This window comes from Mesorhizobium sp. SP-1A (assembly GCF_032460275.1).
Taxonomy (GTDB): domain Bacteria; phylum Pseudomonadota; class Alphaproteobacteria; order Rhizobiales; family Rhizobiaceae; genus Mesorhizobium.
This window is the reverse complement of the sequence record NZ_JAVXZD010000001.1, coordinates 112,573-129,569: the sequence shown is the minus strand read 5'-3', so window position 1 is coordinate 129,569 and position 16,997 is coordinate 112,573. Positions and strand designations below refer to the sequence as shown.

Annotated in this window: 19 protein-coding genes and 1 tRNA gene; 11 read left to right on the top strand and 9 right to left on the bottom strand. The window is 64.5% G+C overall.

The features are described 5' to 3' along the window. Positions 1 to 4: 4 nt before the first annotated feature. Complete coding sequence (locus QU595_RS00585) at positions 5 to 442, bottom strand: DUF2267 domain-containing protein (RefSeq protein WP_315918245.1); 438 nt, start codon at positions 440 to 442, stop codon at positions 5 to 7. 338 nt (positions 443 to 780) lie between these two features. On the opposite strand from QU595_RS00585, the gene QU595_RS00580 reads away from it, so the two are divergent. Continuing rightward, a complete protein-coding gene (locus tag QU595_RS00580; RefSeq protein ID WP_315918243.1) occupies positions 781 to 1,281 on the top strand; it encodes a DUF6496 domain-containing protein in 501 nt (166 codons plus the stop codon). A 497-nt stretch (positions 1,282 to 1,778) separates the two neighbouring features. Here the strand turns inward: QU595_RS00580 and QU595_RS00575 are convergent, their stop codons facing one another. Continuing rightward, positions 1,779 to 2,621 carry a hypothetical protein gene (locus QU595_RS00575; RefSeq protein ID WP_315918242.1) on the bottom strand — a complete coding sequence of 281 codons (843 nt, stop codon included), beginning with the start codon at positions 2,619 to 2,621 and terminating at the stop codon, positions 1,779 to 1,781. A gap of 54 nt (positions 2,622 to 2,675) precedes the next feature. Further along, complete coding sequence (locus QU595_RS00570) at positions 2,676 to 3,065, bottom strand: hypothetical protein (protein ID WP_315918240.1); 390 nt, start codon at positions 3,063 to 3,065, stop codon at positions 2,676 to 2,678. Between the two features lie 211 nt (positions 3,066 to 3,276). Here QU595_RS00570 and QU595_RS00565 point away from each other — a divergent pair, with 211 nt between their 5' ends. Together QU595_RS00565 and QU595_RS00560 are read left to right on the top strand one after the other, a co-directional pair. Next, positions 3,277 to 3,933, top strand: coding sequence for a response regulator transcription factor (locus QU595_RS00565; protein WP_315918239.1), 657 nt, complete (start codon positions 3,277 to 3,279; stop codon positions 3,931 to 3,933). 50 nt (positions 3,934 to 3,983) lie between these two features. Continuing rightward, positions 3,984 to 5,267, top strand: coding sequence for an ATP-binding protein (locus tag QU595_RS00560; RefSeq protein WP_315918237.1), 1,284 nt, complete (start codon positions 3,984 to 3,986; stop codon positions 5,265 to 5,267). Between the two features lie 36 nt (positions 5,268 to 5,303). Here QU595_RS00560 and QU595_RS00555 read toward each other — a convergent pair whose 3' ends face one another. The 4 genes from QU595_RS00555 to QU595_RS00540 all read right to left on the bottom strand — a co-directional run bounded on the left by QU595_RS00555 (position 5,304) and on the right by QU595_RS00540 (position 9,108). Next, entirely contained in the window at positions 5,304 to 6,500 is a 1,197-nt protein-coding gene (locus QU595_RS00555) for an FAD-dependent oxidoreductase (protein ID WP_315918236.1), read from the bottom strand. Positions 6,501 to 6,624: 124 nt separating this feature from the next. Then, positions 6,625 to 7,425, bottom strand: a complete 801-nt coding sequence (locus QU595_RS00550; RefSeq protein ID WP_315918235.1) for an amino acid ABC transporter ATP-binding protein — start codon at positions 7,423 to 7,425, stop codon at positions 6,625 to 6,627. Between the two features lie 4 nt (positions 7,426 to 7,429). Next, on the bottom strand, positions 7,430 to 8,170 hold the full coding sequence (locus tag QU595_RS00545) for an amino acid ABC transporter permease (protein WP_315918234.1): 741 nt from the start codon (positions 8,168 to 8,170) through the stop codon (positions 7,430 to 7,432). Positions 8,171 to 8,187: 17 nt separating this feature from the next. Continuing rightward, positions 8,188 to 9,108: a transporter substrate-binding domain-containing protein gene (locus tag QU595_RS00540; RefSeq protein WP_315918233.1), complete on the bottom strand. Its 921-nt coding sequence runs from the start codon at positions 9,106 to 9,108 to the stop codon at positions 8,188 to 8,190. A gap of 123 nt (positions 9,109 to 9,231) precedes the next feature. Between QU595_RS00540 and QU595_RS00535 the strand changes: the two genes are divergently transcribed. Then, positions 9,232 to 9,918 carry a GntR family transcriptional regulator gene (locus QU595_RS00535; RefSeq protein ID WP_315918232.1) on the top strand — a complete coding sequence of 229 codons (687 nt, stop codon included), beginning with the start codon at positions 9,232 to 9,234 and terminating at the stop codon, positions 9,916 to 9,918. Positions 9,919 to 10,040: 122 nt separating this feature from the next. Here QU595_RS00535 and QU595_RS00530 read toward each other — a convergent pair. Together QU595_RS00530 and QU595_RS00525 are read right to left on the bottom strand one after the other, a co-directional pair. Next, positions 10,041 to 10,117: transfer RNA gene (locus QU595_RS00530), tRNA-Arg, on the bottom strand. Between the two features lie 222 nt (positions 10,118 to 10,339). After that, on the bottom strand, positions 10,340 to 10,957 hold the full coding sequence (locus QU595_RS00525; protein WP_410000484.1) for a type 1 glutamine amidotransferase: 618 nt from the start codon (positions 10,955 to 10,957) through the stop codon (positions 10,340 to 10,342). On the opposite strand from QU595_RS00525, the gene QU595_RS30150 reads away from it, so the two are divergent. From QU595_RS30150 to QU595_RS00495, 7 genes are all read left to right on the top strand, one after another. Next, positions 10,865 to 11,125 carry a hypothetical protein gene (locus QU595_RS30150; protein WP_410000499.1) on the top strand — a complete coding sequence of 87 codons (261 nt, stop codon included), beginning with the start codon at positions 10,865 to 10,867 and terminating at the stop codon, positions 11,123 to 11,125. The genes QU595_RS00525 and QU595_RS30150 overlap by 93 nt on opposite strands. A 55-nt stretch (positions 11,126 to 11,180) precedes the next feature. After that, positions 11,181 to 11,771 (top strand): YigZ family protein, encoded by a 591-nt coding sequence (locus QU595_RS00520; protein WP_315918229.1) that lies wholly within the window; start codon positions 11,181 to 11,183, stop codon positions 11,769 to 11,771. Between the two features lie 98 nt (positions 11,772 to 11,869). Next, on the top strand, positions 11,870 to 12,598 hold the full coding sequence (locus QU595_RS00515; protein ID WP_315918227.1) for a FadR/GntR family transcriptional regulator: 729 nt from the start codon (positions 11,870 to 11,872) through the stop codon (positions 12,596 to 12,598). Then, positions 12,595 to 13,797 carry a PLP-dependent transferase gene (locus QU595_RS00510; protein WP_315918225.1) on the top strand — a complete coding sequence of 401 codons (1,203 nt, stop codon included), beginning with the start codon at positions 12,595 to 12,597 and terminating at the stop codon, positions 13,795 to 13,797. The genes QU595_RS00515 and QU595_RS00510 overlap by 4 nt, the downstream gene beginning before the upstream one ends. A gap of 48 nt (positions 13,798 to 13,845) precedes the next feature. Beyond that, positions 13,846 to 15,123 (top strand): sugar ABC transporter substrate-binding protein, encoded by a 1,278-nt coding sequence (locus QU595_RS00505; RefSeq protein WP_315918224.1) that lies wholly within the window; start codon positions 13,846 to 13,848, stop codon positions 15,121 to 15,123. 99 nt (positions 15,124 to 15,222) lie between these two features. Then, positions 15,223 to 16,149, top strand: coding sequence for a sugar ABC transporter permease (locus QU595_RS00500; protein ID WP_315918222.1), 927 nt, complete (start codon positions 15,223 to 15,225; stop codon positions 16,147 to 16,149). Continuing rightward, entirely contained in the window at positions 16,146 to 16,994 is an 849-nt protein-coding gene (locus QU595_RS00495) for a carbohydrate ABC transporter permease (protein ID WP_315918220.1), read from the top strand. Before QU595_RS00500 ends, QU595_RS00495 begins: the two co-directional genes overlap by 4 nt. Positions 16,995 to 16,997 lie beyond the last annotated feature (3 nt).

The following is a 16,997-nucleotide window of genomic DNA, read 5'->3' as shown; positions in this document are numbered from 1 at the left end:
CCGTCTACGCGCCGACACTGTCCGGCCAAAGCGTCTGGATGTCCTTCGGCAAGGCGTCGCGCACCTTTGCCGACTGGCCGAGGTCGACATGATGAACAAGCGTCTTGAACACCGCGCGCGCCGCATCGCCGGCGTCGACCGGCCGGGTGGCCGCCAGTCCGTCCGCGACCGGATCCAGGAACTTTTCGACGGATCGATCCCGGTTCGGACCGTCCGATGGCTTGTACTGGTCGTAATAGGCGCCGCGGACGAGGAGCGGCAGTTCGGCGGCAAGATTGGCTCCCAGTTCCGGCGGCAGCCTGTCGCGCAAGGTCCGCAGGACGACACCGAGGGCATGCCACGCCATCTGCCGATCGGACCCGAGATCGTCCATGATCTCCTTCAGCCAGATATTGGTGGTCTGTACGATCTTGTCGAAAACCTCGAGGCCGGTAGCGCTCATCATCGCCTCCCGATGAGAAGGTGCCCGCGCGCCCATTGATGACACAACACGCCACCGAAGTTATTGTTTCGTCCGTTCGGCGATTGTTTTGACGGCTTGTCCGCAAATTCTGGCCGCGCCGCCCTCGCCGTCTCCGAAGCGGATGCTTTGCGACGAGCCGGGCATCGTTCCGATCCGCAACGCCGGAACTCTTGCCGACGCCCTGCGTTCCAGACAGACCGGTGTCGAGCACGCCCAACAGCGAGCACGATCATTGATCTGAGGAAGGGCGACGTCCGGAACGGACGCTACGACCGCCGCCACAGCCGATCATGCCTCGTTCCAACGAGGAGAAGACAATGCCGGACAAGAAAACCATCGAGAAGGCGCGAGAAGACAAACGCGAAGGTAAGTCGGCGAGTACGCAGGCCGGCGAGTTCGTCCACGAGGAAATAAAAAAGGTCCGCAAAGGCGAACACGGTGCGCGTTCCACCAAACAGGCGATCGCCATCGGTCTTTCGGAAGCGCGGCGCGCCGGCGTCGACCTGCCGCCGCCGAAGAAGGGCGACGTGAAGGAGAGCACGCGCGAGAGCGCCGAATATGCCTATGAAGTGGGTCAGGGCGAACGAAAACCGAAGCGCCGGCCCAAGGTCTCGAAAGCGGTGTCGGAAGTCCTCAAGCACGAACCGAAAAGCAGCGCCTCCCACAAAGCCCTTTCGCGGCAGGCCAAAAGCGCAGCGTCCCATCGCACCGCCCAAGAACGGTCCGCCGCCGCCAAGAAGGCCGCCGAAACCAAAGGTCCGGCGGGCCGCTCCGCAGCGGCGCGAAAGGCAGCCAGGACGCGCGCACACCGCGATTAGCTGCAATCACAGGAAAGGAGCGGACCTATGGACCCGTCCGCTGGAATCTCCAGCGAGGTACGGTTCCGCCGCCCAAGGCAAACCGGAGCCGGCATATGCAGGAGAACATCGAGGTGTTCGATTTCGAGATCGGGTTCGATGACATGGCGCTCCGACAGGCCTGTACGAGCATTATGCCGCGCTCGGGACGTTGCCGTATGAACCAGAATGGAGATCAAGCGATGCCTGATCCGAAGAAGCCCCCTGACGAGGATTTTCCGTGGCCGCTGCCAGACGGCCCGCGACCGATCGATGAACCCGAACCGGACCGTCTTCCGGACGAAGCCCCGAATCCCAACCCGGATGAAACGCGGGAACCTCCGTTACAGACCGCGGCAACGCCGCCACGACCGTACCGCCCGGGCCCGCAGCCATCAATGTCGCCTGGACCGAGGCCCGACCCCGATCCATCGCCTGTGCCAGCGCGTCGATAAATCGCTGAGATTTACCGGATCGGCTCAGCTCTTTTCTTCTGCCGTGGTGAATCCATGGCCTTTGCGAGCGGCCGGCCTGCCGCGTGCGTCGATCTCGACCAGTTCCTCGCCTTCATGCCGCAGGCTCATGAAGATGACGATCAGAACGATCGCGGCAAGGAAGATGGCGCTGGTGACGACCGTGCCGAGGCCAAAGCCGCCATATTGCGCCGGCTGGGACATCAAGTCGCCGAACGAGGCCCCCAGGGGCCTGGTCAGGATATAGACCAGCCAGAAGCCGAGGATCGCGTCGAGGCCGAGAAAGAAGTAGCCGATGGCGAGCGAGGCGATGATCATGCCGAAGAGGATGCCGGTCGCCAGATAGCCCAGCGCGAACTTCTCGGCCACAAGGTCGCCCGCCGCCGTGCCGAGCGCGAAGGTGAACAGGATGGCCAGCCAATAGAAGGCTTCGCGCCGGCCGGTGAAGATGGAGTGGATGGAAAGCGTCCGCTCCGCCTGGAACCACAGCATGAATGTCAACGCCAGGGCGATGGAGAACGCGATGGTCGTGTCCAGCAGCTGCACATGGAAATTGTCGACCAGGTTGTCGGTGATCAAGGTGCCGACGATGCTGATCAGCACCACGGAAAGCCAATAGGCGGCGGGAACATAACGCTTCTGCGCGAACTGCCAGGCCAGCGCCACCGCCAGGATTGCGGACATGATCAGCGACGTCGCCGTCAGGCCCAGGCCCATCTGTACATTCAGATAGTCGGCCGCCGTTTCCCCCATGGTGACGGCCATCAGCTTGATGAGCCAGAAGTCGGCGGTGACGCGTGGAACGCGATTGTAGACGACTGCTTTGGTGGCAGCATTCGGTGCGGACATGACGGCTCTCCTTGGATGAGGGAGGGAATATCGGCGGCGCGGTGCGGCGAGTGCTTAGGAGGCGGGCTGGGCCGGATTGTCGAGAACCGCCATCAGGGCAGCGAGCGTCTTGTTGACCTTGTCGGCCGAGGGAGGGGATTGACGCAGAGCCTTCAGCGCAGCGTCCGAGGCGGCATCGATATTGTTCCAGTCGGTCTGGTTCAGCGGGCGGATCGCCGTCTCGGCCTGGTCCCACGCTGTTTCATAATCGGTGATGCGTTTGGCGGCGCCAGGAAGATCGCCCTTGGAAGCGAGGATCTGGACGTCAGAGATGATGCTCTTGAAGGATGAAAGGTCGCCGAGGGTCGCCGTCTTGGCGGGCGCATTGCCAGCGTAGAGTTCGACCCCCGTGAAGGCGGCCACCGGCGCGACGATCAGGGCAATCGCGAGAAGGATTTGTCTCATCAGCGGATCTCTTGGTTCTGGCAAGGCAAGACGGCATGGTTCGCGCCGCCCCGCTGGTTGAATGCGTTCGATTGGCCAATCGTGACTACGCGGGTTCAATTAGCTGAGAATTAGAACCGGCGTCGGCGTGGCGCCGGAGCACAGCCGGCTTCGCGCGGCTGGCCCGCACCGAAACCTGTGCAGGCCGGCATGTTCCGTCTATCTTTAAAGCATGCGTGTTCTGGTGATCGAAGACGACATGATGCTCGGCGGGGCCTTGGTGCAGGCCCTCGACGACGCCGGCATGTCGGCGGATTGGGTGCGCGACGGACATCTCGGCGAAGAAGCCGCCTCCGTCGGCGGGCATGCGCTCGTCTTGCTGGATATCGGCCTGCCCGGCCGTTCGGGCCTGGAAATCCTGCGCTCGCTGCGCGCCGCCGGCGACCGGAGGCCGATCCTGTTGATCACGGCGCGTGACGAACTCGACGATCGCGTCGCGGGGCTGGACCTCGGGGCCGACGACTATCTGGTCAAGCCGTTCGAAGTGAAGGAACTGCTTGCTCGCATGCGTGCCGTCCTGCGCCGTCATGGCGGCCAGGCGGTTTCGACCCTCAACACGAGCGAGGTCGAACTGGATCTGTCGAGCCACGAGGTAAAATATCGTGGCAAAGGCGAGGTGTTGCCGGCGCGTGAGTTCGCCCTGATTCAGGCGCTGCTGGAGCGTCCCGGAGGGATCCTTTCCCGCGCCCAGCTTGAAGAAAGGCTCTATGGCTGGGGCGAGGAAGTGGAAAGCAACGCCGTCGACGTGCTCATCCACTATGTGCGCCGCAAGTTCGACAAGGACATCATACGCAATGTCCGTGGCGCCGGCTGGATGATCCCCAAGTGACGAGCGCGCTTTCGATCCGCCGCACCGCATTCCTTTGGCTCGCCGGATTGATGACGGCCATCGGCATTTGCGCGGCTGTAACCTCCTACGTCCTCGTCCGCAGCGAGGCATCCACCTTCCTCGACAACCAGCTTCGGCAGATCGCGCTCTATGTCGGGGACGCGCCGTCACCGCCGGCATCCGGTCCGGATAGCGGCGTGCCGCACGATCCCGAGGACGACTTCGTCATCCAGGTCTGGGATGCGGCCGGCCGGCCGCTGCGTCAGTCGCATCCTGCCGTCGGTCTCCCGCGGCAATCGGCGACCGGATTTGCCGACATTTCAACCGATGACAGCGACTGGCGCGTCTACACTCTGGCCGCGCCGGACCGGACCGTTCAGGTTTCCCAGGACACGAGGGTCCGGCAGGAACTGGCGGCCAATGCGGCGCTTCAGGCGGCGCTTCCGATCATGATCCTGATCCCGTTGTCATTGCTGACGCTGGGCTGGATCATCGACCGGATAATGGCCCGGCTCAACCGTCTCGCCGCCGCGGTCGCCTCGCGGGACGTTGCGGCGGACGATCCTGTTCCGACTGACGACGTGCCCGCCGAAATCATTCCCTTCGTCAGTTCGATCAATCTTTTGCTCACCCGGCTCCGCGCCTTGCTGGAGCGGCAGCGGCGGTTCGTCTCGGACGCGGCCCATGAATTGCGCACGCCGCTCTCGGCGCTGCAAATCCAAATCGACAACCTCCGGCATGACGACCGGGACGGCCGGTTTTCCGGGCGTCTGGCCGAGCTCGAGGCCGGGATCGACAGGGCCGGCAGCCTCGTCGGCAAGCTCCTGCGCCTCGCACGCTACGATGCCCACGAGCCTGCGCCGACCCCGCAGCCGATCGATCTTGTCCAGCTCGCGATCGATACGATCGCCCGTCTAACACCGCTTGCGGAGAGCCGTGGGATCGACCTTGGCATCACGCGCCAGGACACCGCCGTGGTGATCGGCTCGCTGGCCGATTTTGAAATTATGCTCGGCAATCTGGTGGAGAATGCCGTGCGCTACACGCCATCGGGCGGGACCATCGACGTTGCCGTCACCGCGTCCGGGCAGGAAGCCCGGATCGAGATTCGCGACACCGGCCCCGGCATCGCGCAGGAAGACATGCCATACGTCTTCGAGCGCTTCTTCCGGGCAAGGCCTCAGGACAGCGAAGGCAGCGGCCTGGGTCTGGCGATCGCGCAAGCCGCGGCCGAAAGTCAGGGCGCGCAACTCACGCTCGCCATGCGCGAGGATGGGCCGGGCCTTCTCGCGGCCCTCATTGTGCAAGCAGTTTCGACGAACGCGGAGCAGTAGTCGGCCGGAATGCACGGCGCGGCCGTCCAATCCGAACTAGGCGGCGAGAAGAGCGCTCACCATCTGGGCGGTGCGCGGTGCGAGGGTCAGTCCTATGTGTCCGTGGCCGAAGGCGAGGATGACGTCCCGTCCTCCCCTCGATGGGCGGATGACGGGGACGGAATCGGGCATCGACGGGCGAAAGCCGAGCCAGGTGCGGCTCGGCTCGCCGAGATCCGGGAAAATCCGGCGGGCATTGGCCGCAAGGTTTTCGATGCGCCGCGGGTTGGCGCGAGCGGTCAGCCCACCGAGTTCCACGAGGCCCGCGACGCGCAGCCGGCCGCGCATCGGGCAAAGATAGAAGCCGTGCGCCGTCGGACAGACCGGCCGTTCGATGGGCAACTCGGCCATGTCGAACTCCACATGGTAGCCGCGTTCCGTGTCGAGCCGGACCGGATCGCCGATCTGCGCGGCCAGCCGTCGCGACTGGGCCCCGGCGGCGATGATTGCGGTGCGCGCGCCAATCTCGAACGGTGCTGCGGCGATCCGGATTCCTTTCGACTGGCGTGCGATTCCCTGCGCGAAGGCCCGGATGAATTCAACGCCCGCCCGGCGAACCGCCGTGGACAGTCGATGCATCACCTCGCCCGGATCGCTCAGATTGATCGCGCCCGGAAAAAACAGGCCGCCTCCCTCGAAAGGCGGCAGCCGGGGTTCGAGCCGCAGCACCTCACCTGCCGAAAGCAGGTCCTGGGCAACGCCGAAGCTGCGGCGCAGCGCGATGTCTGCCCCGGCAGCCTTGAAGGCCTTTTGCGTCTCATAGAGGTAGAGACAGCCTTTCGCCGAGAGCAGGTCCGACGCCCCGATTTCCGCCGCGAATTCCGTCCACGCGCCGGAAGCACCGGAAACGAGCTCAGCGATCCGGCAGGCGTTCTGCCGGTATCGGCGCGGCAGCGATTCGCGGGCGAACCGCGCCAGCCAGGGAAACAAGGTCGGCAGCGCCGACGCCCTGATCGACAGGGGACTATTCGCGTCGAAGAGCAGGGATACGGCGTTGCGGAGAACGGACGGCGTCCCCACCGGTATAACCGCGTAGTCCGCGATGGTGCCGGCATTGCCATAGGAGGCGCCGCTGCCGGGCTCGTTCGGCTCGATCACGACGACCTCGCGCCCGTCAGCACGCAGCCGAAGCGCGATCGCGAGGCCGATAACCCCGCCGCCGATCACGGCGACGTCGGTGGTGATCCTGCTCATCTCATCAACAACGGGTCAGAAAAACAAACGAGAAGACACCCAAAGCGCTCGCGACGCGGCATGGCAGCCATGCTGCCATGCGCCGATCCCGCATGCCGGTTTGGGCAGCGGCGAGGAGCCCGGTTCAACCGGGCGCCGCGTAACGGGCGACATAGGCGATCGTGCGCGCCTCGCGCGGCCGGTCCAGCACGTCCGCCGCCGTGCCCTGTTCGATGATCCGGCCGCCGTCGATGAAGACGACCCAGTCCGACACCTCGCGCGCGAAAGGCAATTCATGGGTGACGAGGATCATGGTCATGCCGTCCTTCGCCAGTTCGCGCATCACGCGCAGCACCTCGCCCGTCGATTCGGGATCGAGCGCGGAAGTCGGCTCGTCGAACAGAAGCACGGTCGGCCCAAGCGCCAGAGCCCGCGCGATCGCCACACGCTGCTGCTCGCCGCCCGACATGCGCTCCGGATAGGCCGTCGCCCGGTGCCCCAGGCCGACGCGCTTGAGCAGGCGCACGGCCCGCTCGACCGCTTCCCGCTCGCCAATCCCCGCGGCATGCATCTGAGCGAGAACGACATTCTCCACCGCCGTCAGATGCGGAAAGAGGTTGAAGCGCTGGAACACCATGCCGACGCGCTGGCGCAGTCTGGCGAGGTCCTTGCAGGTCACGACGCCCTTGGCGCAGATCGCCTCGCCATTGACCTCGATGACGCCGTCATCGGGCTGCTCGAGCAGGTTGACGCAGCGCATCAGCGTCGTCTTGCCGCCGCCGCTCTGGCCTATGATGCTGACGATCCGGCCGGCCGGCACATCGAGATCGATGCCGCCGAGCACCTGCCGTCCGTCGTAGGATTTCTTGAGGCCGCGGATGGTGACGGCCGGCTTGCCGGCCGGTGCCGCCGCATCCGGCTCTACGTTGACTACATGCCGTGTCATGGCTCTAGCCTCCACCTGCCAGCAACGTCTTCGCCAGTTTCAGCCGCCGCCTGCGCCCGCGCGAAAGCGGCACGCCCGCCTGGATCGTCCGCTCCAGCCAGAGCAGGCATTGGGAAACCGGGTAGCAGACCGCGAAATAGACGGCCGCGATGACGAGATAGACTTCCAGCGCCCGGAACGTCTCGGACGCGATCAACTGCGCCTGGGTCATCAACTCGGCGGCCGAGATCGTCACCAGGAGCGAGGTCGACTTGAGAAGGTCGACGAACATGGTGTTGGTGCCCGGCAAGGCCAGCCGTAGCGCCTGCGGCAGGATGACCTGGCCGAAGGTGGTTCCGCGGCCAAGACCCAGCGCCTGTGCTGCCTCGTTCTGGCCAGAATGGATGCCGGCAATGGCCGCGCGGAAGATTTCCGACAGATAGGCAGCGTAGAAGAGGACGAGGCTGAGCACGCCGGCGGCGAAGACGCTGAGCTTGATCCCCACCGACGGCAGGCCGAAATAGGTCACGAAGATGATCGCGAGCAGCGGAACGTTCTTGAAGATCTCCGTGTAGACGGCGGCCGGCAACCGCACCAGCCGCAGGCGGTTGAGGCGCATCAGCGCCAGCGCGAGGCCAAGGGCGGCCGCCCCGACGAAGCTGGCCACGGTATAGGCAAGGGTCCGGAGCAGGCCCACGCCGAGATTGCCCATGTAATCGCCCCAGGGAACCTGGAGGAACCCGGTGAACGTATCGAAGGAAGACATGGTCTTGCCCTCCGTGCTCACGGCGCGATCGAGGGCGGCGCCCAGTCCGCGGGACGGTCAACGCCACGGCGTTGCGCGGCCATCTCCGGCGAGGGAACCAGGAACTGTTTCGGATCGCCGCCCCATTTGGTCACCAGCGCCGAGAGCGACCCGTCCTTGTACATGGCATCGATCTCGTCCGACACCGCCTTGGCGAGTTTGGGGGCCTCTTTCGGCAGGTAGAAACCGGTCATGTAAGGCTGGAAGTACTGATAATCGGGATGGGCCTTGACCTCATCGGCCGCCGGCGGCGTCAGGTATTCGACCCGGAACTTCATGTCCGGCCGTTCCTTCTGCTGGTAGATGATGAGCAGCGGATCGAGGAAGCCGACATCCAGCCGCCCCGACGCGAGATCCTGGAAGACGCTGTCGGCCGACGGATAGGTGTGCGGGGTAGCGTTCGGCACCTGGGCAATCGATTTCGCCCAGACATAGCCGGTGACGGTCCCGAGATTCTTGCCTTCCAGGCTCTTGACGTCCGGATAGTCACCGGTGCCGGCAACGGCCATTGCCGGCGGCGAATAGTAAGGCGGATCGGTGAAGAGACCGACCTTCCGACGGGCATCGGACCAGGCGATGCCGCCGATGGTGATGTCCGCACGCCGCGACTGCACCGAAGCCAGCATGCCGGGGAAATCGGTGACGTTGACTTCCATCTTGAGGCCCAGCTTGTCGGCGACCGCGGTGAGAATATCGCTGTCCAGTCCGACGAGCTTGCCGTCCTTCATCGCCGTGTAGGGCATGTAGGGCTCGATCGTGACCTGAAGGACGCCGGGCTTCAGCGTCTCGAGGTCCTCCGCCTCGGCCGCCTGTGCAGCGGCCAGCAATCCAATCCCGACACCGAGCAAAGCGGTCACGCCTGCCTTGAGCGGCGAAAGCGACATTACGCCCTTTTTCATCACCGATACCTCCCTGTCATCGGATCAATATATGTGTAATATATTGAACAGTATATTATAGAGGTGCGTTGTCAAGCGATTCCTGGGGCGGAGCGGGTCGCACGGAACGATGGAGACAGGTGGATGGACGCGTGGACACCCGAAGACGCGGCAGGCAAGGCCGAGGCCGGCTCGACGCTGGCGGAACGCACCTACCTGCAACTGCGGGAGGACATCATCACGGCAAAGCTGGTTCCGGGCACGCCTCTGCGCGAGAGCGAATTGATGCGGCGGCTCGATGTCGGCCGCACGCCGGTGCGCGAAGCGCTGCTAAGGTTGCAACGCGACGGCTTCGTGGACGTCAACGGCCGCCGGGGCACGTTCGTCACCAACATCGACATCAGCGACCTGTCGGCGATCTACGAGGCGCGGGCGAGGATCGAGTCCTGGGCAACCCGGCTGGCCGCCGAGCGCCTGCGCGAGCCGGAGCGGCGCGAGGCACAAGGCCTGCTCGCGGAACTCGCGGCCTTTTCCAGCCCCCCGGAGCGGGAACCCCTGCTCGCGCTCGACCGGCGCATCCACCGCTTCATCTATCGCGCCGCCAAGAATTCCTACCTGTACGATACGCTCGATCACTACCACAACCTGTCGCTGCGGATTCTCCATGTGGCGACACGGCGGTTTCCCGAATTGATGCTGGGTCTCGACGCGGTCTTGCACGAGCAGACCCAGATGCTCGAGGCAGTCTGCCGCGGAGACGGCGAAACGGCCGAGCGCATCGCACTGCATCACGTGCTCAGCTTCGAGCAGGATGTTCGCAAGATCATCTGAGCGCCTGACAAGAAGCGCCCTGCGAGCTGCTGTCCATTGTTACCGGAGCGCCCCTGACGCGCCCGAATGTGAGAAACGCCATGTCATATTGGCACCACGGGCTGAACGGATTTAGGAGCACATGGCGCACCCGACAGGATTCGAACCTGTGACCTCTGCCTTCGGAGGGCAGCACTCTATCCAGCTGAGCTACGGGTGCCAGGATCGGCGCGCGATCCGGTAAGCCGCCAACCGGCGAACCGGTCGGCCACGGCTTCTTAGCGGAAGTAGGCGGCTGCTTCAACGCGGAAATCGCGCAGCATTGCGCGATTGCGGACGAGCGGCACCTTGCAACCGCCGTGCGGCAAAAAAATTCTTTCCGCGGCCGTCCATCGCGACAGCGGCGGAGGCCAAAAAGCAACGTTCGGCATCCGGCAGCCGGTCAGGCCGGCGCCGAAAAGAAATTGTCGTTTATCCGGCGCGCCGTATTCCGGAATTCCGCAAGATTCGGGGCAACGGCGGCTGCCAGTTTTTCGGCCTCCTCGCTGCCCATGGCGCGCTCCAGGCTCGCCTTGTATTCTGGGATCCTGGCCCAGTCGTCGACGGTGCGTTCGGTGATCTCCATATGGTACTGAAAGCCATAGGCATTCGGGCCCACGCGCATTGCCTGCACTGCGCAGGCCTGGTTGGAAGCCAGTATTTCGGCGCCCTCGGGCAATGATTGCACCTCCGCCCCGTGCCACTGGAGCGTCCGAATCTTCGGCTCCACCCCGGCGAACAGGCGATCGTTCCTTCCTTCCATCGTCAATTCGACGTCGGCCAGGCCGACTTCGGATTGTCGCATCAATCCGACTTTGCCGCCAAGGGCATCCGCAAGCAATTGGTGGCCAAGGCAGATGCCCAGATAGGGACGCCCCAGTTCCCTAACCCAGCGCCGGATCGCTGCCTTTTCGGGCGCCAGCCATGAATGAATTTCTTCCTGCCAGACATCCATGGGGCCGCCCATCACAGCCAGCATGTCGAACCCGTCGAGCGGCGGGACGGCGTCGCCTTCGTCCAGCTCGACGATGTGTTCGCGATGGCCGGCCTCGCGCCAGAATTCCCCGAATATGCCGCTGTGCTCGACCCTCAGGTGCTGGAATACGAGGATATTCATGCGCCGATGCCCCATCTTTGTCCGCCGTTGCCGCGACCATCTGCGACAATAACCAACCGCACCGATGTTTGAAGGAATTTTCGGGCACCCCGCACCGCTCCGGCGCCAAATGTGCTACGGCGCAGCTATGCATGCGCCATTCACCCTTCAAGAGGTCGAGAGCTTTCGCCAGGAGATCAAGCGCAGCCGCTTCCTCGCCATCGCCGGTCCGGTTGTCAGCGAGGACGACGCGAAGGCGTTCATTGCGGAACATGCCGATGCCAGCGCCAGCCACAATTGCTGGGCTTGGCGGATCGGACAGCAATATCGCTTCAGCGACGACGGCGAGCCGGGCGGCACGGCCGGCAAGCCGATCTTGCAGGCCATGGACGGCCAGTCGCTGGACAAAATCGCCGTTGTCGTCATCCGCTGGTTCGGCGGCGTGCTTCTCGGCAGCGGCGGACTGATGCGCGCCTATGGCGGAACCGCGGCCGCCTGTTTGCGCGCGGCGGACAAGATCCCGATCGTCGAAACCGTCGAGGCGATGATCGCGTGCAACTTCGCCGACCTGGCGCTCGTCCAGTCGAGGCTGTCGGGCCTGCCCGCCGTGCAGGTGCTCGGCCAGCGCTATGACGCGACCGGCGGAGAGCTGGCCGTCAGGATTCACGCGTCGGAGCTAGACCTTGTCCGGCGGATGATCGCCGATCTCACCAGCGGCCGCGCCACGATTTCCCACTAGGATCGACGGAGCGACGCCTGGCGTTCGCTGGCGGCGCACTTGACAGCAACAATGTTCTATGCGGAAATTGGTCAGACCATTGAACCAATTGGCTGACCGTGACCGAATTCGACCTGCCGCCAATACATACAACCCAGCGCGACGACGCCGTGCTGAAGGCTTTGGCGGGCTTCGTGGCGCAGGAGGGAATGGGGCCGGGAGAAAAACTGCCCACGGAGCGCATCCTGGCCGAACGGCTGAGGGTCAGCCGCAGTACGGTTCGGGAGGCGCTGACGCGCTGGGAGGGGCTGGGCCTGGTGGAGCGGCGGCAGGGCAGCGGCACCTATCTCAGGGCGGCCGTTTCCACCGACATGCTGCACATGCCGCTGACGCTTGCCGGCGGCAACGATTTCGTCGGCCTGATGCGCACGCTGGAGGTGCGCCGGGCGCTGGAGGCGGAAGCCGCCGCGCTTTGCGCGGAGCGCGCCGACGAGGGCGACGTCGCGGCGATCCGCGAAAAGCTCGACATCATGGAAGCGGTCTTCCACGCCCGTGACGGCATGTCCTCCGAAGAGGATTGGGAATTTCATCAGGCGGTCTACCGCGCCGCCGGCAACCCGCTGTTCGAGCAGATCATCTCGGCCATGCACGAGATGTTCCACCGCTTCTGGGAACATCCGCTCGGCGTGCGCGATTTCGGGCATGCCTCCTTCCCTTACCATCGCACGCTCTACGAACGCATCGTCGCTCGCGACCCCGAAGGCGCGCGCGTCGAGGCGCTGAAACTGATCGCCACCGTCGAAGCCGACCTGCGGCGCGGCGCGGCCAAACTCGCGGACCGGAAATGAACGACATGCCAACCGATTTCGACATGCACGGCTTCGACGACAGCGCGCTCGCCGAGGCGGCGAGCCTGCTGGCCCATGACGAGCCCTTCCCCGGCGGCGCGGTGGTTCCGCCCATCTACCAGACCTCGCTGTTCACCTTCGCCAACTATGCCGAAATGGCCGACACCTTCGCCGGCCGGCGGCGCCAGCCGATCTATTCCCGCGGCGACAACCCGACGGTGATGGAGTTCGAAGCCCGCATGGCGGCGCTGGAAGGGGCGGAGGCCGCGCGTGGTTTTTCCAGCGGCATGGCCGCGATCAGCGCCACGGTGCTGGCCTTCGTCGGCGCTGGCGAGCGCATCCTGGCCGTTCGCAATTGCTATGGGGACGCTTACCGTCTGTTCGAGCGCCTGCTGCCCCGTCTCGACATCAAGGTGGACTATGTCGACGGCTCCGACGCCGAGGCGGTCGCCGCCGCGCTGCCGGGCGCCAGGATGCTCTATCTCGAAAGCCCGACCTCGATGATGTTCGAACTGCAGGACCTCGGAGCCCTGACCCGGCTGGCGCGGGAGCACGGCATCGTCACGGTCATCGACAATTCATGGGCGACGCCGCTGTTCCAGAAGCCGATCGCGCACGGCGTCGATCTGGTGATCCATTCGGCGTCCAAATATCTTTCCGGCCACAGCGACACGGTGGCGGGCGTGGTGGTCGGCTCCGCCGCCCATGTCAGGCAGATCAACGAGCAGACCTATTCCTATCTCGGCGGCAAGCTTTCGCCGTTCGAGGCATGGCTGCTCTTGCGCGGCCTGCGCACGCTGCCGCTGCGCCTGCCGCATCACATGAAGAGCGGCCTCGCCATCGCCGCGCGGCTGAAGGCGCACGAGAAGGTCGAGCGCGTCCATCATCCGGCCTATTCGAACCATCCGGGCAAGGCCACGCTTACGGGCTATTCCGGGCTGTTCTCGTTCGAAGTCACCGAGGACGTGGACATCCCGGCCTTTGTCGATGCGCTCAAATATTTCCACATCGGCGTGAGCTGGGGCGGGCATGAGAGCCTGATCGTGCCAGCCAAGGCATCGCTGGAGCAGACGCCCGGCCTGAACTCGATGGCCCGTTTCGGCGTCGGGCCGCGCACCATCCGCCTGCATATCGGACTTGAAAGCGTGGAAGACCTTTGGGCGGACATCGTCCAGGCATTCGCAAAGGCCGCAAGATAAGACAGCAAACGCGACAAGAACTGGTTCTAAAAATGGGAGTGAACAGAAATGAGGAAACTGAACATCCTGCTCGCCGCCGTGGCGGGGCTCGCCATATCTGCGGGAAGCGCGCTGGCTGACACCACCGTCAAGATGGTCGAGGTGATCACCAGCCCGCCGCGAACGGAATTCCTGAAGAAGCAGATCGCCGAATTCGAGCAGGCCAATCCCGGCGTCAAGGTCGAGCTGGTCTCGCTGCCCTGGGGCCAGGCCTTCGAGAAATTCCTGACCATGGTGCAGGCCGGCGACACGCCCGACGTGGTCGAGATGCCGGAACGCTGGATGGGCCTCTACGCCAACAACGGCCAGCTCGAGGACCTCGGGCCCTACATGGAGAAGTGGCCGGACAACGCCACGCTCGGCGACCGCGCCAGACAGTTCGGCTCGACCGTGGACAACAAGCAGTACATGATCCCGTACGGCTACTTCATCCGCGCCATGTTCTGGAACAAGAAGCTGTTCAAGGAGGCCGGGCTCGACCACGCGCCGGCGACGCTGGACGAATTCGTGGAATCGGCCAAGAAGATCTCGGCATTGCCGGGCAAATACGGCTACTGCCTGCGCGGCGGCCCCGGCGCCTTCAACGGCGCGCAGATGTTCATGAACACGGCCGACGGCAAGGGCGGCTACTTCAACGAGGACGGCACTTCGATCTTCAACGATCCGGGTTCGATCAAGGGCCTGCAAATGCTGGCTGACATCTACCAGAAGGGCTATGCGCCCAAGGACAGCGTGAGCTGGGGCTTCAACGAGATCGTCACCGGGTTCTACTCCGGCACCTGCGCCATGCTCGACCAGGACCCGGACGCGCTGCTCGGCATCGCCGAGAAGATGAATCCGGACGACTTCGCCGTGGCGCCGATGCCGGCCGGGCCGAACGGCAAGGCCTATCCGACGCTCGGCTATGCCGGCTGGGCCATGTTCGCCAATTCCAAGGTCAAGGACGACGCCTGGAAACTGATGGCGACGCTGCTTTCGCCCAAGGACAATCTGGACTGGGCCAAGGAAGTGGGCGTCATCCCGATCCACAAGGGCGCGGAAGAGGACCCGCATTTCAAGACCGAGCAGTTCAAGGGCTGGTTCGAGGAACTGAACGGCGGCGACAAATATGTCTTCGTCACCCCACCGACCCATCTGGAGAACCTCGGCAATTTCTATGACTCGGTCTCGGTGAAGGACCTGCAGGAAATGCTGCTCGGCAAGCGCACGGCCAAGGACGTCGCCGACGAGTGGGCGGCGTTCCTGACCAAGGAACAGCAGGACTGGATGGCCAAGAACAAGAAATAGGCCCGCTCCGGTCCGACCCTCTCCCTTTCTCCCGGGGAGAGGGTCTTTCCATCGACATCGAGCACGGGCCGACCGCGTGCGGCACCCCATGGACACGCAATGACCTACGCCGTTTCCGAGACAGGATCCGCCGGCAGGCCGCGCCGCGGGCGCTTCGCCTTCGCGGCAGTCGAGCCATGGCTCTATCTCAGCCCTGCGATCGTGCTTTTGATCGCGGTGCTTCTGGTACCGCTGGTCATCGGCATCGGCTATTCCTTCCGCAAGTTCTCGGCCTTCAAGTCGGAATATGTCGGGCTCGGCCAATACGAGGCGATGCTTTCGGACCCGCTGCTCGGCCAGGCGCTGTTCAACACGCTGTGGTGGACAGTGGCCAGCCTGTTCTTCCAGTTCTTCCTCGGGCTCGGCCTGGCGCTGCTGCTCGACAAGCCGTTCACCGGCCGCAGGGTCGTTCAGGCGGTGGTGTTCCTGCCCTGGGCGGTGCCGTCCTTCCTGTCCGGACTCACCTGGGCATGGCTGTTCAACCCGATCGTCGGCCCGCTGCCGCACTGGCTCTATGCGCTCGGCCTGATGTCGGCGCCGAACAACATCCTGTCCGATCCCGGCACCGCCATGTGGGGGCCGATCATCGCCAATGTCTGGTTCGGCATCCCCTTCTTCGCCATCACGCTGCTGGCGGCGCTGAAGTCCATCCCCGGCGAGCTGCACGAGGCGGCAGCCATCGACGGGGCCACGCCCTGGCAGCGCTTCACCAAAGTCACGCTGCCCTTCCTGGCGCCGACAATCGCCATCACGGTGATGCTGCGCACCATCTGGATCGCCACTTTCGCCGACCTGATCTTCGTCATGACGGCTGGCGGGCCGGCGGGTTCCACCAACACGGTGCCGGTCTACATCTACGTCAGCGCCTTCAAGTCGCTCGACAAGGGCTATGCATCGGCCGTCGCGGTGCTGCTTCTGGTGCTGCTCATCCTCTACGCCGCGGTGCTGATCGGCATCCGCCGCACGCTGACGAGGCACACGTCATGATCGCCGGACGCTCCAGTTCCTCGCGCCTCGTCGGCGGCATCGGCCTCTACGGGGCCATTGGCGCCTATGTGATCTTCGCGCTGTTTCCGATCTACTGGACGCTGAAAATCTCGGTGACGCCGTCCCGGCTCCTCTATTCTGAGGGCATCACGCTCTGGCCTTCGCGCACGACGCTGGAGAACTATGCCACCGTGCTCGGCGCCTCCGACTTCCCGCGCTACTTCCTCAACAGCGTGATCGTGTCGGTTTCCACGTCGGCGCTGGTCACCGTGATCGCCACGCTGGCCGGCTATGCCATGTCGCGCTTTACCTTCCGCGGCAAGGCCACGCTGGCGGTGCTGCTCTTGCTCACCCAGACCTTCCCGCTGGTGATGGTCATCCCGCCCATCTACCGCATCATGGGCCAGCTCGGCCTGATCAACAGCCTGACCGGGCTGATCATCATCTACACGGCCTTCAACACCGCCTTCGCCACCTTCCTCATGCAGTCGTTCTTCGACGGCATCCCGAAGGACCTCGAGGAAGCCGCGATGATCGACGGCTGCACGCGCGCCCAGGCGATGCGCCGGGTGATCGTGCCGCTGACCCTGCCCGGCCTGGGCGCCACGCTGGGCTTCGTCTTCACCGCCGCCTGGAGCGAGCTGCTGTTTGCGCTGATGCTGATCTCCAGCGATGAGCAGAAGACCTTCGCAGTCGGGCTGCTCACCTTCATCGGCAAGTTCGCGGTGGACTGGGGACAGATGATGGCCGCGTCGATCCTGGCCCTGATCCCGGTCTGCATCTTCTTCGCCTTCCTGCAACGCTATCTCGTCACCGGCCTCACCGCCGGGGCGGTCAAGGGGTAAGCC